Genomic DNA, 19,360 nt, shown 5'->3' with positions numbered 1-19,360 from the left:
CTGGTCAGCTCGTCTTCGGGTACGGCTCAGGCGCCTGACTCGTCCAGCCGGCGCAGGCCGCGGGCGACGAGCACCGGGACCGCGGCGCCGACGTTGTCGTAGCCGGCGGTGACGGTCTTCCCGCCGAGGAACCGCGCGTGCACGCCCTCCAGGATCACCGCGAGCTTCATCGCGGCGAGCGCCAGGTGGAACGGCAGCGTCGTCAGGTCGCGACCGGTCCGCAGGGCGTACCGCTCGGCCAGCTCGTAGGTCCGCGGGAAGCCCTCGTGCGCGGTCACGCCGGCGGCCACCGGGATCAGGCCGCGCTCGTCGTCGCCGGGGTCGTGCCAGTAGGACAGCGCCACGCCGAGGTCGGCGAGCGGGTCACCCAGGGTGCACAGCTCCCAGTCCAGCACGGCGGTGATCCGCGCCGGCCCGGCCAGGTCGACGACCGTGTTGTCGAGCCGGTAGTCGCCGTGCACCAGCGCCGACCCGGCCTGCGCCGGCAGCCGCTCGGCGAGCCGGGCCAGCAGGCGGTCCATGTCCGGCAGGTCCCGGGTCCGCGACCGCTCCCACTGCCCGCCCCAGCGCCGCAGCTGGCGGGCCGCGTAGCCGTCCGGCCGCCCGTAGTCGGCCAGCCCGACCGCCGCCGGTTCGATCGCGTGCAGGTCAGCGAGCGTGGTGATCAGCCGGTCGGCCAGCTCGGACCGCAGCGCGGGGGACAGCTCCGCGGTGTCTGCGGCGGTGCGCAGCACCCGCCCCCGCGCCTCGGTCATGACGTAGAACGGGCAGCCGAGGACCTCCTCGTCGGTGCACAGCGCCAGCGTCCGCGGCACCGGCACGGCCGTGCCGCCCAGCGCGGTGAGGACGCGGTGCTCGCGGCGCATGTCGTGCGCGCTCGGCAGCACCTCGCCCAGCGGTGGCCGGCGCAGGATCACCGCCTCACCGCCGGCGGGCACGATCCGGTACGTGATGTTCGACAGCCCGCCGGAGATGAGCTCGGCGTCCCAGCCGCCGGGGAAGCGCTCCGGCAGGTGCTCGCGCAGCCACGGCCCGATCCGGCCGGACGGCAGTCCCGGAAGCTCAGGCATCGGTCGTCCTCCGGCTTTCGGCGCGCCGTACGACCCGGCGGGCGATGGACATCCGGTGCACCTCGGAGGCGCCGTCGTAGATGCGGAACGCGCGGATGTCGGCGTAGATGCGGCCGATGACGAGCTCGTCCGACGTGCCCATCCCACCGGCCAGCTGCACCGCGCGGTCGACCACCCGGCAGGCCGCCTCGCTGATGAAGACCTTGGCCCGCGACGACTCCTCGGTGCCGCGGGCGCCCTCGGCGAGCTGCCAGCACGCGTGCCACAGCAGGGCCCGCGCCGCGGCGAGGTCGATCTCGTTGTCGGCGATCAGCTGCTGCGCCATCCCGTGACTCGCCAGCGGGGCGCCGAAGAGCTCCCGGCCGAGCGCCCGGTCCAGGGCGATCCCGTGCGCCCGGCGGGCGGCGCCGAGCCAGCGCATGCAGTGGGTCAGCCGGGCCGGGGCGAGCCGGACCTGCGCGTACCGGAAACCCTGCCCCGGCTCGCCGAGCACCGCCGCGTCCGGGACGAACGCGCCGTCGAACGTCACCTGGCAGTGGCCGCCGGGCATGGTGGCGTCCAGGGTCCGCGCGTGGGCGCCCACCGTCATGCCCGGGTTGTCCGCGTCGACGAGGAACATGCTCGCGCCGTCGCGATCGTCGTGCCGGGCCATGACGATCGCGAAGGCCGCGCCGTCCGCGCCGGTGATCAGGTGCTTGTGGCCGGTGATGCGCCAGCCGCCGGGCGCGCGGGCGGCGGTGGTGCGCAGCGCGGCCGGGTCCGAGCCCGCGCCCGGCGGCGGCTCGGTCATCGCGAAGCAGGACCGGACGTCGCCGGCGGCCAGCGGCCTGAGGTACGCCTCCCGCTGCTCGCCGGTGGCCACCGCGTCGAGCAGGTGGATGTTGCCCTCGTCGGGTGCGGCGCAGTTCAGCGCCAGCGGGCCGAGCAGGCTGGTGCCGGCCTCCTCGAGCAGCACCGCGGCCTCGTCGAAGCGGAACCCGCCGCCGCCCAGCCCGGCGCTCACCTGCGGCGCCCACACGCCGGCCGCGCGCGCGGCCCGCTGCAGCTCGGCGCGCAGCGCGTCGGTGACCCCGCCGGCGAACGCGTCCTGCTCGCGGGGGATCACCTCGTCGCGGACGAACGCGGCGATCCGGTCCCGCCACTCGGTGGTCCGCTCGCTCAGCGAGAAGTCGAAGCTCATGGCCCCTCCCGTCTCCGGCCCGCCACAACCGCGGCCCCGGCCTGGTCGTCGCTCCGGCCCGCCACGGTCGCGGTCCGGGCGTGGTCGTCGCTCAGGCCCGCCACAGCTGCGGCCGCGGCGGTGCGCAGGGCCGGCAGGAGCCGCTGCACGAGCAGGAAGGCGGAGCGCACGTTGACCGCGAACTGCCGGTCCCAGCGCCGGACGGGAAAGTCCTCCAGGACACCCGCGGACCCGGTCCCCGCGCACAGCGCGAGGACGTCCAGCGCGTCGTGCCGGCGCAGGTGCTCACCGGCGAGGGCCTCGACCTGCGCCTCGTCGCTCACGTCCGCCGGCACCGCGGTCACGTCGGCGCCCAGGGCCCGCAGCTCCTCCGCCGCTTCGTGCAGCGACTCGGGCCGCCGGGCGGCCAGGGTGAGCGCGAAGCCCTCGGCGGCGAGCCGGCGCGCCACCGCGAGCCCGATCCCGCGCGAGGCCCCGGTCACCAGCGCCGTCCGCTTGCTAACCATCATTAGCGCAGTTTAGGTATGCTGCTGCGAGCAAAGTCAAGCCATAGTGACAAGAAGGCTAACGATGATTAGCGAGCCAGGTCTGGAGGCGGCGGAGATCCACCGCGCCGCGCTGCGCCTCTTCGCCGACCGCGGCTACCGCGCCACCACCATGGCCGACGTCGGCGCCGCGGTCGGCGTCCGCGGGCCGAGCCTCTACCGGCACGTCAGGTCCAAACAGGACCTGCTGGTCGCCGTCATGGTCGAGACCATGGAGGCGCTGCTGGACGCGCAGCGCGCCGCCGCCGGCGCCGGGGGCGGACCGGTCCTGCGGCTGCGCCGGATGGTCGAGGCCCACGTCCGGTACCACGCCGGCCACCGCGACCAGGCCTTCGTCGGCAACCGCGAGATCGGCAACCTGGAGCAGCCCGCCCGCGACCGGATCCTGGCCATGCGGGCGACCTACGAGCGCACCCTGCGCGGCGTGATCGAGGAGGGCCGCGACGCGGGCGTCTTCGCCGTCGAGCACCCGCGCCTGGCGTCGTACTCGATCCTCGACATGGGCATCGGCGTGGCGTCCTGGTTCCGCCCCGACGGCCCGCACAGCGTGGAGCAGGTCGCCTACACGTACGCCGACCAGGCCATCCGCATGCTCTCACCGGCCCCGCCGGAGCGATGACCTCCTCAGATGCCCGCGATTCGTGACTTTCCGGCCCGTCGGGCGAGCCGATAGCATCGGGCGTCACCACGCCCGGGTGGTCGGTCTTCGGCGAGCCTTCCGTCCCGGCGGCAGTCGAACGCGCCCCCAGGAGCTGTGATGCCACCCCGTTCGCCGAGTCGTTCCCGTCCGATGCCTGTCCGCGCCCGTACCGGCGGCGGTGGTGGTGGTGGTGGTTTCCGGTGGCGGCCCGTCGTGGTCGCGGCGGCCGTCGCGCTCGTCGTCGGTGGGCTGATCGGGGGCCTCGTCGGCGGTGCCGTCGCCGACCCGCGCAGCGACGTGCAGCGGCGCATCGACGAGCTGCAGGTCGCGGAGGTCAAGCGCGACGCCGACCAGGTCGTGGCGCTCACCGACCAGGCGCGCCGGCTCCTGGAACTGCTCGGGCCGGCCGTCGAGCAGCTGGCCACGGCGCTTCCGCCCAAGGGCACGCCGGGGCCGCTGGTCGAGCAGGGCAAGGTCGACGGGTGGAAGGCGGTCACGCGCAAGGGTGTCGAGGAGTTCAAGGACCCGCCATCGGCCGGGACGGCGGTCAACATCGCCCGCGGGAGCCTCGCCGGTGGCGCCCGGCAGCTCGACCTCGCGGTGGACACGTACGCGGCCGCGATCAAGGCCCCCGAGGCCGACCGGGCGGCGCTGCTGAGCCTCGCCAGCCGCCAGCGTGACCTGGCGGTCGCCGGCTGGTCGGTCGGCGCCACGCAACTCGACCAGCTCAACGTCGACATCGGCCGCGGGCATCAGCACGCCTTCCTGCCGTCCGCCCCCGGTCAGGAGGCGATGACCTCGGACGGCTCGAAGGAAGGCGAGTGACCGGCTAGCGTGCGCAGTCGTACAGGGTGTAGAGCCCGGTGCTGAACCCGTCGACGGGTCGGCAGGCGGTCGGCGCCCAGGCGGCGTAGTCCGGGTAGTCGCGGGTCGGTTTGCCCTTCAGCTGGGGACCGTCGACGAGGGCGTACCGCAGCTCGCCGGCCGCGACCAGCTCGCCGAGCCGTTGCGCGCCGATGTTGGGGATCTGGGCGGTGAAGCCGCCGACGGGGAGCGGGTCGAGACCGCGGGTGATGAACTGGCCGGCCTGCGGTGCCCACTGCACGGCGAGGTCGTAGCGTTCACCGCCGCGGTTGGCGCGGACGTGGGCGGCGATGCGGTCCACGTCCGCGGCCGGCAGCATCCGTAGCAGGCGGCCGCTGAGGATGGTGGCCGTCTCCCGTGACGGCGGTCCGGCGGCGGGGCGGTGCGCGTCTGACACGGTGAGGTTGTCGGTGACCGACAGCGTCCAGGTGACCGGCGCCAGCAGTACCGCGGCGACGGCGACCGCGAGCGCCGTGGACCGGAGCCTGGGCGTCAGCGTCGCGGCGGCGAGCGCGAGGACGGCGACGGCGGCCGTGGCGGCGGCCGCCGCCGGGAGCCAGGTGGCGAAGGCCGGGAACTTCCCGGTGAGGTGCCAGGCCCACCAGCCGCTGGCGGCGACGGCGGCGGGCAGGAGCCAGCGGTGCCAGCCGGAGGTCCGGTAGGCCCGCCACAGGGCGACCAGCCCGGCCGCGGCGAGCGCGGACAGGGCGGGTGCGAGGGCGACGTTGTAGAAGGAGTGGGCCTTGACGCTGCCGGCGAAGGCCAGCAGGTGCACCGCCAGCCAGGCGAGCCACAGCACCGAGGGGGCCGCGTGCCTCCGGTCCCGGACCAGGGTGACGACGGCCACCACCAGGCCTGCCAGGGCGAACACGTACAGCCAGCCGATCTGCGGCGCGACGCCGTTGCGGATCAGGTACTGCCACGCCGGGCCTTCGCTCTTCCCGGGCGGCCCACCGATGCCGAGGACGTCGCGAAGAACCCGGCCGCCGCCACGCCCGCCTCCGGACCGGCCCACTCGCGCACGACCCGGTACATCAGCACGATCGAGGCCAGGCTCGCCAGCAGCGAGGGCAGCAGGACGGCCCAGGGGACGTAGCCGAACGCGCGGGCGGACAGCGCCTGCAGCCAGAACGTGCCGGGCGCCTTGTCGAAGGTCGTGGTCAGCTGCGGGTCGTAGGCGCCGTACAGCCATGCCTGCCAACTGCCGGCCATCGTGCGGACGCCCGGCCCGTAGTACAGGTGCAGCTGCATGCCGCCGATCCGCCAGGCATAGACGACGGCGGCGCACGCGACGATCGCCGCCAGCGCCGGCCGGATCCACGCGGGCCCGCCCGGGGAAGCCCGGGGAGCTCGGCCTCCGGCTGATCAAGCTCATCGACAGGTGACGCTAAATGCTCAGACATGCGCGGATCGTAGAGAGAGCCAGCTGATTGATGAAGCTGAATATGTGAAGAGTTTGCGCCATCCGCGTCGGCGCCCCTTTGGGACGCGCCCGGGGAACCCTCCGCCGGGCCTTCGTCCCGAGGACACGCGGTTGCCGCCGGAAATCGGCCGAGCGAGGATTGAACGTGGACCCCGGATGCCGGCGGGGGTGGTCGCGGTGGAGTTCACCGTCTTCGTGATCGTCATGGTCGTGGTGGCGATCCTGTCGTCCGGCAGTGCATGGATCGCCAGGCGCCGGAGCCGGGAGTCGCTCGGTTTCTCGCCGGCGTCGCCGCGGGCCGAGCGGGCCGAGGCCGTGCTGACCGAGTGGCTGCTCGCCGGCTACCTGTCGGCCGAGCAGTACCGGCGGGACATGGCCACGCTCGCCGCGCGGGAGGCGGACCGCCATCCGCCGCCCACCCCGTTCGGTCCCTGACCGCCCACCCGGAGACGACCGGGCGCCCCTTCCCGCGCACGCTCGCTTGCTGGCGACAATATCCTTATAATCGTTATATCGTGCAGCAGCGTTGGGCGTCGAAGGGGTTACGGGCCGTGAAGTTCGGTTTAGCGATCATGAATGACTTCCCGCAGGGGACCATTGCCGCCGATCGGGTCGGCGAGCTCCGGGAGCAGGTCTCCTTCGCGCGGGAGTGCGGGATCGACAGCATCTGGCTGCTGCACCACTACCTCGGCAGCATGCCCACCCTCCAGCCCGTTCCCACCCTGGCGGCGCTCGCGCAGCAGGCGGAGGGGATGCATATCGGGACCAACATGTTCATCCTGCCGCTGCACCACCCCGTCCAGGTCGCCGAGACGTTCGCGACGCTCGACCACCTGAGCGGCGGGCGGGCGATCGCCGGCTTCGGCATGGGCTACCGGGAGAACGAGTTCGCCGCGTTCGGCATCCCGCTCGACGAGCGCGTCTCGCGCTACACCGAGAGCGTCGAGATCATCCGCGCGCTGTGGTCCGGCGAGCCGGTGACCTACGCGGGCAAGCACTACTCGCTCGACGACGCGCGGATCAGCCTTCCCCCGGTGCAGCAGGGCGGGCCGCCGATCTGGGTCGGCGCCGGAATGCACAAGACGGGCGCCAGGCGGGCCGCTCAGCTCGGCGACGCCTGGATCGTGCCGCCGCACGCGTCGCTGGCGAAGCTCGCCGAGCTCGTCCAGGTGGAGCGGGCGGAGCGCGCGCGGCTCGGCCGGCCGCTCAACGGTGAGGTGGTCGTCCGCCGCGAGCTCGTGCTCGACCGGGACCGGGAGCGGGCCCGCGAGCGGGGCATCCGCGCCCGGCTCGGCGTGACCCAGCAGTACGCGAAGTACAACGCCCCTGATGCGACGGCCCAGTATCGTCACCTGCAGAATGAGGCGGCCGCCGCGGAGGTGGCCGACGAGGCGTACCTCTTCACCGACCCCGCGACGTGCGTCGCCAAGCTGCGCGAGCTCGAGGAGGCCGGCGTGACGACGGTCATCCTCCGTGCGCAGTGGTACGACCTGCCCCACGAGGACATGCTCGCCACCCTCAAACTGTTCGCCGACGAAGTGCTGCCCGCGCTGGGTCAGCGCTGATCGTATTGACGGCGGTCACGCAGCGCGATAGGGATGGTCACATTCCTCGCACATTCTCGACATCGGGGAGAAATGCGGACACCGGGCCGCGTGGGGCGGGTAGCGAACACGCCCTTTTGCTGAATATCATAGGAAGCAATGAGCCTCAGGGGAGGCCGACGCAGAAGGGGGGTGCGGCAGTGAACCGTGACCGTCCGCAGAAGACCGCCATGCTCGTGGCGCAGCGCATCGTCAACGAGATCAGCAGGCAGGGCCGGCAGGTCGGCGACAGGCTCTCGCCCGAGCGGGTCATGCTCGAGGAGTACCAGGTCGGCCGCGGCACCCTCCGGGAGTCGCTGCGGTTCCTCGAGTTGCAGGGCGTCATCTCCCTCAAGCCGGGGCCGGGCGGCGGTCCGATCGTGGAGAAGCCCGACGCCTCGCATCTGGCGACGTCCCTGATTCTGCTGCTGCAGTTCGAGCAGGCGCCATTCCGCTCCATTCTGGAGACCCGTGCCGCCCTCGAGCCGCTCATGGCCCGGCTCGCCTCGCAGCGCATCGATGCCGAGCGGCTGCGCCAGCTCGAAGAATCGGTGCAGAAAATGGGCGAGCACATCGCCGACCAGGGCGTTTTCCTGGAGACGAACAAGAGCTTCCACGACGTCATTGCCTGGGCTTCGGGAAACACCGTGTTCGGCTTCCTGGTCGACGCGCTGCTCGACATCCTCGACGGCACGGTGCTCGGGGTCGACTACCCCGAGCACCGCCGGGGGACGGTGCTCAAGCGGCACCGGTCCATCTACGACGCCATCGCCGCCAGCGACGGTGACGTGGCCGAGGAGTCCATGCGGGAGCACATCGCGGAGATGACGCGCTACCTGGAGAAGAAGTTCGCCTCCACCATGGACGCCTCGATCACCTGGTCAGTCGTGCGTTAGCGGCGCGATCCCGAGGAGGCGGGCCAGGTTGCCACCGAGGATCGCCTCCTCGTCCGCGGTCGGGAGCCCGAGCGCGCGCACCGCCGCGATCTCCGTCGCCGGATCGCTCATCGGCCAGTCACTGCCGTAGATGATCCGGGACGCGCCGTGCCGCGCGATGATCTCGCGCACCCGGTCGGCGTCGAGCCCGCGCAGGGTGGGCGGCCACGAGGTCTCCAGGTGCACGCCGGTGCCGAGCACGGCCTGCTCGGCCTCGTCGAGCCGGTGGTATCCGCCGAAGTGGCACGCGATCAGCCTGAGGCCCGGCACCGTGTCGATGATGGTGCGCAGATGGTGCGGGGCGCCCCGGTCGTTGGCCTGCGCGTCGCCGCCGGCACCCGCGTGGGTGATCACGACGATGCCCTCCGCGGCGAGCCCGTGCAGGATCTCGTGCACCGCGGGGTCGGCGAGCGAGAGCCCCTGGAAGAGCGGGTGCAGCTTCACCCCGCCGATGCCGTTGTCCCGCAGCGACGCGAGGTTCGCGGCGACCGGCAGGTCCGGGTGCACCGTGCCGAACGGGATGAACCGCGACCGGTCGACGCCGCCGATGAACTCGTTCGTCCGCGCGACGTTCTTGGCCACCGTGGCGACCGCGAGCGTCATCGCGAGGTCGATGCCAGCCTCGTCCATGGTGCGCCGCAGGCCGTCCAGCGTGCCGTCGTGGCGCGGGTCCAGCCCCGCCGGACGTTGCGCGAGCACCTGCGGGGCGATGTGGTCGGGCCACACGTGACAGTGCGCGTCGATGATCATTATTTCAGCCCTTTCAGCAGTTGTTTCGCCAGCGAATCGAGGATCACCTCGGTCGACCCCTCGTAGATGCGCATCGGCCGCGCGCCCCGGTAGAGCCGTTCGATGAGGCCGCCGCGCACCAGCCCGAACCGCCCCATGACCTGGACGGCGCGGTCGACGACCCGGCCCGCGGCCTCGGTGGCCCCGACCTTCGCCATCGACGACAGGTTGAGCGCCGCGAGGGGGTCGCGGCTCGCGGCCGCGGCGGCGCGGTAGGCGAGGCTGCGCGCCATCTCGATCTCGACCCACGAGGTCGCGAGCATCGAGGGCACCGGGCCGAGGCGGGCCACCGGCACGCCGAACTGCTCCCGGCCGGCGGTGTGGCGCAGCGCCTCGTCGAGGGCCGCCTGCGCGAGCCCGACGGCCGCGCCCGCGACCGAGACCCGGAAGGTCGCCAGCGTGGCGAGCACCAGCGAGAAGCCCTTGCCCGGCGGGCCGACGACGTGGTCGGCCGGCAGGCGCACGCCGTCGAGGTGCAGGTCGCCGAGGACGTGCGGCGCGATGATCTGGTGCGGGTTGCTGGCCGAGAAGCCCGGCGCCCCGGCGGGGACGAGGACCAGCGTGAACCCGTCGCCCTGGCGGCCGAGGACGAGATAGAAGTCGGCGTCGCCGCCGTTGGTGATGAACGACTTGTGCCCGGTGACGACGACGTGGTCGCCGTCGGTCTCCACGGTCGTCGCCAGGTTCCGCAGGTCGGAGCCGACCTGCGGCTCGGTGAGCGCCAGCCCGGCGATGGCCCCCAGCGTGGCGACCTTCGGCAGCCACTCCGCCTTGACCCGCTCCGCCCCGCCGACGCCCAGGCCGTAGCTGCCGATGCCCTGCATCGCGAAGAGGGAGTCGAGGTGGGCGCTCTCCGCGGCCAGCGCCTCGCGCACGACGGTCACGGCGAGGGCGTCCACCTTCTCGTGCCGCCCGCCGTACGCCGCCGGCACGACCAGATCGGTGAGCCCGCTCGCCGCCAGCTGGGCGCGCATGTCGGGGTCGATGTGGTCGGCCTCGTCGGCCCGGGCGGAGAACGGCCGCACCGCCCTGGCCAGCGCCCGGGCCTGCTCCTGCAGCGCTCTGTACGCCTCCGGCAGCTCAAAAAGTGCCTCGCTCACGGGGTCTCCGTCCTGTAGTCCTGCACCCGTATCTGTGATATTGGTTTATATGGTTAACGTCGGTCAAGCGGCTCGCAGGAGGTTCTCGTGACTGGTGCCGTCATCGTCGACGCGGTGCGCTCTCCCATGGGGAAGGGCAAGGCGTCCGGCTCCCTGGCCGGGCTCCACCCGGTCGATCTGCTCGGGCAGGTGCTCGCCGCGCTCCTCGAGCGCAACGGTGTCGATCCTGCCCTGGTGGAGGACGTCATCGTCGGTTGCGTCGGTCAGGTCGGCGAGCAGTCGGCGACGCCGGGCCGGCAGGCGTGGCTGTCCGCCGGATTCCCGGACCATGTGCCGTCGGTGACGATCGAGCGCAAGTGCGGCTCCGGCCAGCAGGCCGTCGACTTCGCGGTGTGGGGCGTCCGGGCCGGTGCCTACGACGTCGTGATCGCCGGCGGCGTCGAGTCGATGAGCCGGGTGCCGATGGGCTCCGGCCGCCTGGACGCCGACCCGTTCGGCCCCCGGACCCGCGCACGCTATCCCGGCCTCGTGCCGCAGGGCGTGGCCGCCGAACTGGTGGCGGCCAAGTGGGGCCTCACCCGCGAGCAGCTCGACGCGTACGCCGCCGAGTCGCACGCGCGGGCCGCGGCGGCCCGCGCCGGTGGCGCCTTCGACCGCGAGATCGTCCCGATCCGGGTGCCGGACGGCGCGGGGGAGCGGGTCGTCGACGCGGACGAGACGATCCGCCCGGGCAGCTCCGTGCAGACCCTGGCGAACCTGTCGCCGGCCTTCTCCACCGACCCCTACACGAGCCGGTTCCCCGAGGTCGACTGGAAGGTCACCGCGGGCAACTCCTCGCAGATCACCGACGGCGCGAGCGCGCTGCTCGTCATGAGCGAGGAGCGGGCGTCGGCGCTGGGCCTGCGGCCGCGGGCACGGATCGTCGCCTCCGCGGTGGTCGGCGACGACCCCACCCTCATGCTCACCGGCCCGCTCCCGGCGACCCGCAAGGTGCTCGACCGGGCCGGGCTGCGGATCGAGGACATCGACGCGATCGAGGTCAACGAGGCGTTCGCGAGCGTCCCGCTCGCCTGGCGGGCCGAGTTCCCGGTCGACGCCGGGCGCCTGAACCCGCGCGGCGGAGCCATCGCGCTCGGGCACCCGCTCGGCGCGTCCGGAGCCCGGCTCATGACGACCCTCATCAACCACCTCGAACAGACCGGCGGCCGGTACGGGCTGCAGACGATGTGCGAGGCCGGCGGCATGGCCAACGCCACCATCATCGAAATCCTTCAGGAGCAGCCCCGATGAATCTTCAGGGAAACAGTGCCGTCGTCACCGGGGGCGCCTCTGGCCTCGGCCTGGCGACGGTCCGCCGGCTGGTCGACGCGGGGGCGCACACCGTCATCCTCGACCTGCCGACGTCGGCCGGCGCCGAGCGGGCCGCGGAGCTGGGTGACCGGGCGTGCTTCGTGCCCGCCGACGTCACCGAGCCCGACCAGGTCGCGGCCGCCCTCGACGCGGCCGAGCGGGTCGCCCCGCTGCGGGCGCTGGTGCACTGCGCGGGCCGCGGCGGCACCGTGCGCCTCGTCGAGCGCGACGGCTCGCCGGGGTCGCTGGAGCTCTACGAGACGCTGGTCCGCCTCAACCTCGTCGGCACGTTCAACGTGCTGCGCCTCGCCTCGGCCCGGATGGCGGCGAACGAGCCGGTCGACGGCGAGCGCGGGGTGTGCGTGCTCACCGCGTCCGTCGCCGCGTGGGAGGGGCAGGTGGGCCAGATCCCGTACGCCTCGGCCAAGGCGGGCGTGGTCGGCATGACCCTCGTCGCGGCCCGCGACCTGGCGACGAAGCTCATCCGCGTCTGCACGATCGCGCCGGGCATCTTCGACACGCCGATCCTCGACCGCTTCTCCGACGAGATCAAGCAGGGCCTGGCCCGGTCGGTCCCCAACCCGGCCCGGCTCGGGCAGGCCGACGAGTACGCCTCCCTCGCCGTGCACATCATCGGCAACGCGTACCTCAACGGCGAGACGATCCGCCTCGACGGCGCCGTCCGGATGCAGGCCCGCTGAGATGGTCGACCACATCATGGAGCGGGTCGCCGAGCCGGCCGTGGCCGGGGACGACCGGTGCCCGCCGCCGGTGCTCGTCGAGGTGTCCGACGGCGTCCTCGTCGCCACCATCAACCGGCCCCACGTCCGCAACGCCATCGACCTCGCGACCGCGCGCCAGATCGCCGCCGCCATGGAGCGGCTGGACGCCGACCCGGGCATCACCGCCGGGATCATCACCGGCGCCGGCGGGACGTTCTGCGCCGGCATGGACCTGCAGGCGTTCCTGGCGGGGGAGCGGCCGTCGGTCCCGGGCCGGGGCTTCGCCGGCCTCGTCGAGCGCCCGCCCGGCAAGCCGCTCATCGCCGCGGTGGAGGGCTTCGCCGTCGCGGGCGGCTTCGAGATCGTGCTCGCCTGCGACCTGGTGACCGCCGCCGAGGGCGCGCGGTTCGGCCTGCCGGAGGTGAAGCGAGGGCTGCTCGCTGGCGGCGGCGGCCTGCTCCGGCTGCCGTCGCGGGTACCGCTGCAGCTGGCGATGGAGTGGACGCTCACCGGCGACACGTTCACCGCGGAGAGGGCGGCCGAGGTCGGGCTCGTCAACCGGCTCACGCCGCCGGGAGGGGCGCTCGACGCGGCGCTCGACCTGGCGCGTCGCGTCGCCGCCAACGGGCCGCTCGCGGTCCGGGCGACGAAACAGATCATCGCCGAGTCGCGCGACTGGCACTCCTCGGAGGCGTTCGCCCGGCAGGCGGAGATCTACGAGCCGGTGCGGTCGTCGGAGGACGCGAAGGAAGGCGCACGCGCCTTCAAGGAGAAGCGGCCCCCGCGCTGGCACGGCCGGTGAGCGGGCACCGAAGGAGACGACATGGCTGACATCGAGATCGAAGCGCGCGGTCACGCCCTGTGGGTGACCATCAACCGTCCCGATCGCCGCAACGCGTACGACCTGGACATGGCGCGGGCGATGACCGCGGCCGTCGAGGGCGCCGCCCGGTTCGACGCCGTCGTGCTGACCGGGTCCGGCGGCGCGTTCTGCGCCGGCGGCGCGCTGGCCAACCTGGGCGATCCCGACCCGGACGCCCTGCGCGAGCTGTTCACGGCGTCCTTCCGGCTCGTCGACGCGATCCGCAACTGCCCCCGGCCGGTCATCGCGGCCGTCGACGGCGCGGCGGCCGGAGGCGGCAACGAGCTGGTCATCGCCTGCGATCTCGCGATCGCCACGCGGCGCTCGACGTTCGGGCAGACCGGCCCGAAGGTGGGCTCGGCCCCGGTGCTCGGGGCGACGAACGTCCTCGGGGTCCAGATCGGCGAGAAGCGGGCCAAGGAGATGGCGATGCTGTGCCGCCGCTACCCGGCCGAGCAGGCCCTCGCGCTCGGCCTCGTCAACGAGGTCGTGCCCGACGGCGAGCTGGAGCCGGCCGTGGAGGCGATGCTCGCCGAGATCCACCGGCTCAGCCCGCGCTACCTGGAGATCACGAAGATCAGTTCCAACCTCTGGTGGAACGCGTCGAAGGACAACATGGCCGCCGGCGTCGGGATGCTCATCCAGGCCATCGGCAGCCCGGACATGGTGGAGGGCGCCCGGGCCTTCCTGGACAAGCGCCGGCCGAACTTCCGCGGCGACTGACCGGGCCCGGCCGCGGCCGCCGGTACGCCGGAGCTCCCGGCGCGACGCACACCCCTGCGGCGTCGCGGGCGTCTCCCCGAGATGTCCGAACGGTTACCAGGTTGAGCAGTTCGAATCCCTTGTAATGTTGACCACACCCCAATTCATGATTATGGTAACCATAATCCCTTGGTCTTGATGAAAGGAGCGTCGAATGCTCGGCGTTCGCCTCCCCCGGCTCGCCGGCCGCACCGGCGCCGCCGTCGCCACGGCCCTCGCCGTAGCGTTGTCGCTCAGTGCCTGCGGTTCCGACCCCCAGTCCGCGAAGTCGGGCGGCACCGGCGGTCCGACCACGGTCCGCGTGGGAATCACCTCCAGCATCAACAACGCGACGATGAACCTCGCCATCGACGGCAAGCTCGGCGACGCGCACGGCATCTCCCTGCGCCGGCAGAACATCGCCGGCGCCGGCAGCACGAACCAGGTGGCGGCGCTGCTCGCCGGCGACGTCGACGTCGCGGTGGGCGGCACCAACACCGTGATCGACGCGATCGCCAAGGGCGCGGACGTGCAGATCATCGCCGGCATGGCGCCGCTGCTGTTCAGCCTGACGATGCGCAACGAGGCGGCCCAGAAGACCGGCGTCGCCCCCGACGCGCCGATCGAGAACCGGCTCAAGGCGCTCAAGGGCCTGCGGATCGCGGTGAGCCCCAGCGGCTCGACCGGCAACATCGTGCTGCGCACGATCCTCGAGGGTGTCGGCCTCAAGCCCGACACCGACGTCCGCTTCGTGCCGCTCAACGACCTCGGCGCCATCCCCGCCGGTCTCATCCAGGGCACGTTCGACGCCAGCTTCGCCGCGGTCGGGAGCGGCGAGGTGGCCGTGGCCCAGGGCAAGGCCGTCACCTGGGTGTCGCTGCCCAAGGGCGACGTCACGTCGCTGAAGGACTACCAGGGCATCGTGACCTACGCGTCGCGGTCGTACATCGAGAAGAACCCCGACACCGTCAAGGCCGTGCACGACGCCCTCGACGACGGCCAGAAGATGACCGTCGACCAGCCGGACAAGGCCGCGGAGCTGTTGAAGAGCAACGTCTTCAAGGAGATGGACAAGGCGGTCTTCGACAACATGTGGGCGCAGTGCAAGAGCGCCTACCCGGCGGGCAGCAACTTCACCGAGGTCAACTGGAAGACGCTCGTCACGCTCTTCGACGCGACGTCGGAGAACGACTACGCCGCACTCAAGTACGACAAGCTCGTGGCGCCCGTCGCCCGGGGGAACTGATGGCGGCGCAGGGCACGATCTTCGAGGTGCAGGACCTCGCCATCGGGTTCGGTGAGCGCGACGACATCCTCCACGGTGTCGACCTCACCATCGAGCGCGGTGAGTTCCTCACGCTGCTCGGGCCGAGCGGCTGCGGCAAGACGACGATCCTCAACCTCGCGGCCGGGCTGCTCCGGCCGCGGGCCGGCCACGTCCGGTTCGCGGGGGAGCCGATCAACGGGGTGAACCGCAACGTCGGCTACATGACCCAGGACGACACCCTGCTGCCGTGGCAGACGGTGCAGGCGAACATCGGCCTGCCGCTGCGGATGCGCAAGGTGCCCAAGGCCGAGATCGCCCGCCGGGTCGGCCGGTACCTGGAGATCCTCGACCTCGAGCACGCCGCGAACCTCCTGCCCGGACAGCTCAGCGGCGGCATGCGCCGGCGCGCGCTGCTGGCCCGCAGCATGATCTACGAGCCCAAGCTGCTGCTCATGGACGAGCCGTTCGCGGCGCTCGACGCGCAGATGCGTCACCAGATGCACATCGAGCTGCGCGAGACCGTCAAGCGCGCCGGTCAGACGGTCATGTTCGTCACGCACGACATCACCGAGGCGGCGAAGATCTCCGACCGGGTGCTGATCGTCGGCGGCGGCCCTCCAGGCGGGATCGTGGCGGAGTACCGGCTGCCGTTCGGGGTCGAGCGCGACCTCGACGCGCTGCGGTTCACCGACGAGTTCGCCCGGGTCGAGCAGGAGCTCAACCGTGGTCTGCTCGACGCCAGGTCGAAGGCCACCGCTGACGGAGGAGGCAACGGGTCATGACCGACACGCTCGTCGGGAACCGCCCGGCCCAGAAACGCAAGGCGACGCAGCGCCGCTCGGCCCGCCGGCACCGCCTGATGGTGCTCGGCATCCAGGCGCTCGTCATCGCCGTCGTGCTCGTCGCGTGGGAGCTGGCGTCCGGCCGCGTCGTGCAGGAGCTGCTCATCAGCCGGCCCTCCGAGTTCCTGCCGACGCTGTGGGGCTGGGTGACCGACGGCACCCTGCTGACCAACGCGGCGGCGACGTTCCGCAGCGCCGGGCTCGGCCTGCTGTGCGGCGGCCTGCTCGGCATCCTGGTGGGTGTCGTGCTCGGCCAGGCCAAGACGCTCGCCGAGATCTTCGAGCCGATGATCACCGCCCTCTACACGATGCCGAAGCACGCGCTCATCCCGCTGTTCATCATGTGGGTGGGCATCGGCAGCGGGCTCGGCGTCCTCACCGCCGCCGTGATCGTCTTCTTCCTGGTCTTCTTCAACACCTTCTTCGGCATTCGCGAGGTGCGGCCGTCGCTGGTCAACTCCGTGCGCATCATGGGCGGCTCGGAGATCGACGTCATGCTGCGGGTCCGGCTCCCCTCGGCCCTCATCTGGGTCGTCGCGGCGCTCAAGCTCGCCGTGCCGCAGGCCGTCGTGGGTGTCGTGGTGGCCGAGATGCTCGCCGGCGACAGCGGCCTGGGCTACCTCGTCGCGCGCAACGCGGGCATGTTCAACAGCGCCGGCACCTTCGCGGCGCTGACCACACTGCTGATCGCCGGGTTCCTCATCGACCGGCTGATGAGCTGGGTGACGAAGAAGCCGCTGGAGTGGAAGAACAACAACAGCGCCATGTGACACGAGGCGAGCAAATCGGCGAGGCCCCCGAAACGCGAGCGTTTCGGGGGCCTCGCCGTCAGCGGTCCAGGCCGGCGAGCAGCCGGGCGATGACGAGGGCCTGCCGGGTGGCGAAGACGAGCCGGCGCGGCGCGTAGGCGTCGCCGAGCACGTGCACGTCGGCCCGCCCCTGTTCGCGCGCCAGCGCGTGCAGGCCGGCCTCGGAGGTGCCGCCGCACGCGAGCACGACGGTGTCGAACCCGGTCAGCTCGTGGGCGCGGCCCGAGTACGTGTGGCGCACGTGCACCACCCCGTCCCCGATCGCCACGACCTCCTCCATGATCCGCACCTGGACGCCGAGCGAGTCGAGCCGGCCGAGCACCGAGCCGACGATGTACCGGCCGAGGAGCTGGGCGGGCACGTGCGTGGAGTAGAGCAGGGTCACCTCGCAGCCGCGGTGCGCGAGGGCCTCCGCGACGGCGAGCGGCGCCAGATGGTCGTCCTGCACGACGACGGCGACCCGCCGGCCCACCGGCGCGCCGCGCAGGGCCGCCCGGCCCCCGACGACGTGGGGGAGGTGCACGCCCGGCAGGTCGGGCACGCGTTCCCGCGCGCCGGTGGCCAGGACCAGGGCCGCCCCGGGGTCCGCCGCGGCGAGGTCCGCCGCGCCGAAGGCCGTGCCGAGCCGAACCTCGACGCCGAGCGAGCCGAGCCGGCGCTCCTGCCAGTCGAGGTACTCGCCGAGCCGCCCGAACGACGGGGCGAGCGCCGCCGTGCGCAGCTGCCCGCCGAGCGCGTCGGCCCGCTCGACCAGCGTCACCGCGGCGCCGGCCTCGGCGGCGAGGGCGGCCAGCTCCATCCCGGCCGGTCCGCCGCCGACGACGAGCACCGGCCGGTCGACGCGCGCGCCGCCCGGCCACGGACCGTCGACCTCGCGGGCGGCGTGCGGGTTGACGGCGCAGCCGAACGGCAGGCCGTCGACGTAGCGCCGGTTGATGCAGTCGTTGCCGCCGACGCACGGGCGGATCGACCGGTGCTCACCGGCCCGCGCCTTGACCAGCAGCTGCGGGTCGGCGACGTGGGCCCGGGCCATCCCGACGAGGTCGGCGTCGCCCCGCGCGACGATCTCGGCGGCCAGGCGGGGGCTGTTGACCAGCCCCGTGTAGACGACCGGCACCGACAGCGTCTCCCGGTACCGCCGGGCGAGCCCCGACCAGGCGCCGGGCTCGTAGAAGTGGGGCTGGATGTAGCTCGGGTGGCCCCAGGTCGAGCCGTAGACCAGGTGGAAGTAGTCGACGAGGCCGGTCGCCTCGATGCGGCGGGCGATCTCGACGCCCTCGTCCAGCTCGTAGGACCCGGGCACCGCCAGGTTCATCCGCACGCCGAGCGCGCCGTCGCGGCCGAACGCGGCGCGGGCGCGCTCCAGCACCTCGACCGGCAGGCGCATGCGGTTCTCCAGGGAGCCGCCGTAGTGGTCCGTGCGGTCGTTGGTGCTGGGCGAGAGGAACTGCTGGGTCAGGTCCTCGTGGTTCATGTGCAGCTCGAGCACGTCGATGCCGGCCTGCCGGGCGGTCCCGGCCGAGAACTCGTACTCGTCCAGCAGCAGCGCGAGCTCGTCCACCGTGATCGCGTGCGGGGCGAGGAAGTTCACCGGTGTCGCGAACCGGTCCGAAGGGGCGTGCGGGTAGCCGCCGTTCATCGTCAGCTGCGTTGCGGCCAGCGCGCCGGCCTCGTGCATCGCCGCGCTGTACCGGCGCACCCGCTCGACGTAGTTCGCGCCGCGGAACGCACCGTGCACGACGGCGCTGATGCCGGACGGCTCGAACCCGGGCGCGAGGACGTTGCTGATCCGCCCCGGGATCGTCGACCAGGCGATGCCCGCCCGCGCCCGCTCGGCGAGGTACGCGATCGCCTGCCCGGCCTCCGCCTCGGTGCCCCACAGGTTCCCGATCGCCGAGGAGTGCGGCGGCATGACGACCCGGCTCCGCGCGGTGAGCGCGCCGACGCGGATCGGTGTGAACAGGTCCATCAGGCCTCCCGGACGTGCACGGCGGCGTCGACGGCGACGGCGCCGGTGGCGCCGACGATGACGGGGTTGAGGTCGAGGGCGGCGATCCAGTCGCCGCCGGCGAGCAGCTCGGACACGCGGGAGATCAGCTCGGCGAGGGCGGCGACGTCGTGCCGGGCGCCGCGGTAGCCGTCGAGCACCGGCCAGATCCGCAGCCCGCGCAGCATGGCCCGCGCCTCGTCGGCGGTCACCGGGCAGCGGGCCAGCACCCGGTCGCTGAACACCTCGGTGAGCACCCCGCCGGCCCCGACGAGCACCATCGGGCCGAAGTCGGGGTCGCGCACCCCACCGACGATGACCTCGGCCCCGGTCGCCTGCTCCGCGAGCAGGATGCCGTGCGGCTGGAGGCGGTGCGTGGCGACGGCCGCGGCGAAGCCCTCGACGGCCGCCCGCACCTCGTCGTCCGTGCGCAGGCCGACGGCCACGAGCCCGAGGTCGCTCTTGTGCTCGATCCCGACGCAGAGCTGCTTCGCGACGAGCGGCCGGCGCAGCCCGGCGGCCGCGCCGAGCACGTCGCCGCCCGGGGCGACGAGCACCTCACGGGCGACGGCGACGCCGTGCCCGGCGAGGAAGCGCTTGGCGGCGTCCTCCGTCGGCGCGCGCCCCGCCCAGGCCGGCGGCGGTGCGGTG

Annotated in this window: 21 protein-coding genes; 12 read left to right on the top strand and 9 right to left on the bottom strand. The window is 73.0% G+C overall.

Annotated elements, in window-relative coordinates:
- Window positions 1–26: 26 nt before the first annotated feature.
- From AB0J72_RS43735 to AB0J72_RS43725, 3 genes are read right to left on the bottom strand one after another with little or no spacing between them, the layout of a single operon-like run.
- Window positions 27–1,070 carry a phosphotransferase family protein gene (locus AB0J72_RS43735; protein WP_363410929.1) on the bottom strand — a complete coding sequence of 348 codons (1,044 nt, stop codon included), beginning with the start codon at window positions 1,068–1,070 and terminating at the stop codon, window positions 27–29.
- Window positions 1,063–2,250: an acyl-CoA dehydrogenase family protein gene (locus AB0J72_RS43730; RefSeq protein ID WP_363410926.1), complete on the bottom strand. Its 1,188-nt coding sequence runs from the start codon at window positions 2,248–2,250 to the stop codon at window positions 1,063–1,065. The genes AB0J72_RS43735 and AB0J72_RS43730 overlap by 8 nt, the downstream gene beginning before the upstream one ends.
- Window positions 2,247–2,759, bottom strand: a complete 513-nt coding sequence (locus AB0J72_RS43725) for an SDR family NAD(P)-dependent oxidoreductase (protein WP_363410923.1) — start codon at window positions 2,757–2,759, stop codon at window positions 2,247–2,249. Before AB0J72_RS43725 ends, AB0J72_RS43730 begins: the two co-directional genes overlap by 4 nt.
- Window positions 2,760–2,820: 61 nt before the next feature.
- On the opposite strand from AB0J72_RS43725, the gene AB0J72_RS43720 reads away from it, so the two are divergent.
- Entirely contained in the window at window positions 2,821–3,414 is a 594-nt protein-coding gene (locus tag AB0J72_RS43720) for a TetR/AcrR family transcriptional regulator (protein ID WP_363410920.1), read from the top strand.
- Window positions 3,415–3,585: 171 nt separating this feature from the next.
- On the top strand, window positions 3,586–4,260 hold the full coding sequence (locus tag AB0J72_RS43715; RefSeq protein ID WP_363410918.1) for a hypothetical protein: 675 nt from the start codon (window positions 3,586–3,588) through the stop codon (window positions 4,258–4,260).
- A 4-nt stretch (window positions 4,261–4,264) separates the two neighbouring features.
- On the opposite strand, the gene AB0J72_RS43710 is transcribed toward AB0J72_RS43715, so the two are convergent.
- Together AB0J72_RS43710 and AB0J72_RS43705 are read right to left on the bottom strand one after the other, a co-directional pair.
- Window positions 4,265–5,314: a hypothetical protein gene (locus AB0J72_RS43710; RefSeq protein WP_363410915.1), complete on the bottom strand. Its 1,050-nt coding sequence runs from the start codon at window positions 5,312–5,314 to the stop codon at window positions 4,265–4,267.
- The gene (locus AB0J72_RS43705) at window positions 5,209–5,550 is read right to left on the bottom strand and encodes a glycosyltransferase family 39 protein (protein ID WP_363410912.1); all 342 of its coding nucleotides are present in this window, start codon (window positions 5,548–5,550) and stop codon (window positions 5,209–5,211) included. The genes AB0J72_RS43710 and AB0J72_RS43705 overlap by 106 nt, the downstream gene beginning before the upstream one ends.
- Before the next feature lie 328 nt (window positions 5,551–5,878).
- Between AB0J72_RS43705 and AB0J72_RS43700 the strand changes: the two genes are divergently transcribed.
- The 3 genes from AB0J72_RS43700 (at window position 5,879) to AB0J72_RS43690 (ending at window position 8,201) form a co-directional block, all read left to right on the top strand.
- Complete coding sequence (locus AB0J72_RS43700; protein WP_363410909.1) at window positions 5,879–6,157, top strand: hypothetical protein; 279 nt, start codon at window positions 5,879–5,881, stop codon at window positions 6,155–6,157.
- Complete coding sequence (locus AB0J72_RS43695) at window positions 6,049–7,287, top strand: LLM class flavin-dependent oxidoreductase (protein WP_363410906.1); 1,239 nt, start codon at window positions 6,049–6,051, stop codon at window positions 7,285–7,287. The genes AB0J72_RS43700 and AB0J72_RS43695 overlap by 109 nt, the downstream gene beginning before the upstream one ends.
- A 179-nt stretch (window positions 7,288–7,466) precedes the next feature.
- A complete protein-coding gene (locus AB0J72_RS43690) occupies window positions 7,467–8,201 on the top strand; it encodes an FCD domain-containing protein (protein ID WP_363410903.1) in 735 nt (244 codons plus the stop codon).
- On the opposite strand, the gene AB0J72_RS43685 is transcribed toward AB0J72_RS43690, so the two are convergent.
- Together AB0J72_RS43685 and AB0J72_RS43680 are read right to left on the bottom strand one after the other, a co-directional pair.
- A complete protein-coding gene (locus AB0J72_RS43685; protein ID WP_363410900.1) occupies window positions 8,187–8,990 on the bottom strand; it encodes an amidohydrolase family protein in 804 nt (267 codons plus the stop codon). The two genes, AB0J72_RS43690 and AB0J72_RS43685, sit on opposite strands and share 15 nt — an antisense overlap.
- Window positions 8,990–10,129, bottom strand: coding sequence for an acyl-CoA dehydrogenase family protein (locus AB0J72_RS43680; protein WP_363410897.1), 1,140 nt, complete (start codon window positions 10,127–10,129; stop codon window positions 8,990–8,992). The genes AB0J72_RS43685 and AB0J72_RS43680 overlap by 1 nt, the downstream gene beginning before the upstream one ends.
- 87 nt (window positions 10,130–10,216) lie before the next feature.
- On the opposite strand from AB0J72_RS43680, the gene AB0J72_RS43675 reads away from it, so the two are divergent.
- The 7 genes from AB0J72_RS43675 (at window position 10,217) to AB0J72_RS43645 (ending at window position 16,683) form a co-directional block, all read left to right on the top strand.
- Window positions 10,217–11,419: a thiolase family protein gene (locus AB0J72_RS43675; RefSeq protein WP_363410894.1), complete on the top strand. Its 1,203-nt coding sequence runs from the start codon at window positions 10,217–10,219 to the stop codon at window positions 11,417–11,419.
- The gene (locus AB0J72_RS43670; protein WP_363410891.1) at window positions 11,416–12,180 is read left to right on the top strand and encodes an SDR family NAD(P)-dependent oxidoreductase; all 765 of its coding nucleotides are present in this window, start codon (window positions 11,416–11,418) and stop codon (window positions 12,178–12,180) included. The genes AB0J72_RS43675 and AB0J72_RS43670 overlap by 4 nt, the downstream gene beginning before the upstream one ends.
- 1 nt (window position 12,181) lies before the next feature.
- Entirely contained in the window at window positions 12,182–13,003 is an 822-nt protein-coding gene (locus AB0J72_RS43665) for a crotonase/enoyl-CoA hydratase family protein (protein ID WP_363410888.1), read from the top strand.
- A 21-nt stretch (window positions 13,004–13,024) separates the two neighbouring features.
- Entirely contained in the window at window positions 13,025–13,786 is a 762-nt protein-coding gene (locus tag AB0J72_RS43660) for an enoyl-CoA hydratase/isomerase family protein (RefSeq protein ID WP_363410885.1), read from the top strand.
- A gap of 193 nt (window positions 13,787–13,979) precedes the next feature.
- Complete coding sequence (locus AB0J72_RS43655; RefSeq protein ID WP_363410882.1) at window positions 13,980–15,050, top strand: ABC transporter substrate-binding protein; 1,071 nt, start codon at window positions 13,980–13,982, stop codon at window positions 15,048–15,050.
- Window positions 15,050–15,853: an ABC transporter ATP-binding protein gene (locus tag AB0J72_RS43650; RefSeq protein WP_363410879.1), complete on the top strand. Its 804-nt coding sequence runs from the start codon at window positions 15,050–15,052 to the stop codon at window positions 15,851–15,853. Before AB0J72_RS43655 ends, AB0J72_RS43650 begins: the two co-directional genes overlap by 1 nt.
- Window positions 15,850–16,683 carry an ABC transporter permease subunit gene (locus AB0J72_RS43645; protein WP_363410876.1) on the top strand — a complete coding sequence of 278 codons (834 nt, stop codon included), beginning with the start codon at window positions 15,850–15,852 and terminating at the stop codon, window positions 16,681–16,683. Before AB0J72_RS43650 ends, AB0J72_RS43645 begins: the two co-directional genes overlap by 4 nt.
- Window positions 16,684–16,741: 58 nt before the next feature.
- On the opposite strand, the gene AB0J72_RS43640 is transcribed toward AB0J72_RS43645, so the two are convergent.
- Complete coding sequence (locus AB0J72_RS43640) at window positions 16,742–18,691, bottom strand: FAD-dependent oxidoreductase (RefSeq protein ID WP_363410873.1); 1,950 nt, start codon at window positions 18,689–18,691, stop codon at window positions 16,742–16,744.
- Window positions 18,691–19,360, bottom strand: a 670-nt coding sequence (locus tag AB0J72_RS43635; RefSeq protein ID WP_363410870.1) for an acetate--CoA ligase family protein, incomplete at its 5' end; no start/stop codon positions are given. The genes AB0J72_RS43635 and AB0J72_RS43640, both read right to left, overlap by 1 nt.

Origin of the sequence: Dactylosporangium sp. NPDC049742 (assembly GCF_040674675.1) — a bacterium.
GTDB classification, from domain to species: domain Bacteria; phylum Actinomycetota; class Actinomycetes; order Mycobacteriales; family Micromonosporaceae; genus Dactylosporangium; species Dactylosporangium maewongense.
This window is presented reverse-complemented; position numbering and strand designations above follow the sequence as displayed.

Bases quoted from the DNA above. Each gene is read 5' to 3' on its own strand.
- AB0J72_RS43735 (WP_363410929.1), bottom strand. From the start codon at position 1,070: ATGCCTGAGCTTCCGGGACTGCCGTCCGGCCGGATCGGGCCGTGGCTG.
- AB0J72_RS43730 (WP_363410926.1), bottom strand. From the start codon at position 2,250: ATGAGCTTCGACTTCTCGCTGAGCGAGCGGACCACCGAGTGGCGGGAC.
- AB0J72_RS43725 (WP_363410923.1), bottom strand. From the start codon at position 2,759: ATGATGGTTAGCAAGCGGACGGCGCTGGTGACCGGGGCCTCGCGCGGG.
- AB0J72_RS43720 (WP_363410920.1), top strand. From the start codon at position 2,821: ATGATTAGCGAGCCAGGTCTGGAGGCGGCGGAGATCCACCGCGCCGCG.
- AB0J72_RS43715 (WP_363410918.1), top strand. From the start codon at position 3,586: ATGCCTGTCCGCGCCCGTACCGGCGGCGGTGGTGGTGGTGGTGGTTTC.
- AB0J72_RS43705 (WP_363410912.1), bottom strand. From the start codon at position 5,550: ATGCAGCTGCACCTGTACTACGGGCCGGGCGTCCGCACGATGGCCGGC.
- AB0J72_RS43700 (WP_363410909.1), top strand. From the start codon at position 5,879: ATGCCGGCGGGGGTGGTCGCGGTGGAGTTCACCGTCTTCGTGATCGTC.
- AB0J72_RS43685 (WP_363410900.1), bottom strand. From the start codon at position 8,990: ATGATCATCGACGCGCACTGTCACGTGTGGCCCGACCACATCGCCCCG.
- AB0J72_RS43670 (WP_363410891.1), top strand. From the start codon at position 11,416: ATGAATCTTCAGGGAAACAGTGCCGTCGTCACCGGGGGCGCCTCTGGC.
- AB0J72_RS43665 (WP_363410888.1), top strand. From the start codon at position 12,182: ATGGTCGACCACATCATGGAGCGGGTCGCCGAGCCGGCCGTGGCCGGG.
- AB0J72_RS43660 (WP_363410885.1), top strand. From the start codon at position 13,025: ATGGCTGACATCGAGATCGAAGCGCGCGGTCACGCCCTGTGGGTGACC.
- AB0J72_RS43655 (WP_363410882.1), top strand. From the start codon at position 13,980: ATGCTCGGCGTTCGCCTCCCCCGGCTCGCCGGCCGCACCGGCGCCGCC.
- AB0J72_RS43650 (WP_363410879.1), top strand. From the start codon at position 15,050: ATGGCGGCGCAGGGCACGATCTTCGAGGTGCAGGACCTCGCCATCGGG.
- AB0J72_RS43645 (WP_363410876.1), top strand. From the start codon at position 15,850: ATGACCGACACGCTCGTCGGGAACCGCCCGGCCCAGAAACGCAAGGCG.
- AB0J72_RS43640 (WP_363410873.1), bottom strand. From the start codon at position 18,691: ATGGACCTGTTCACACCGATCCGCGTCGGCGCGCTCACCGCGCGGAGC.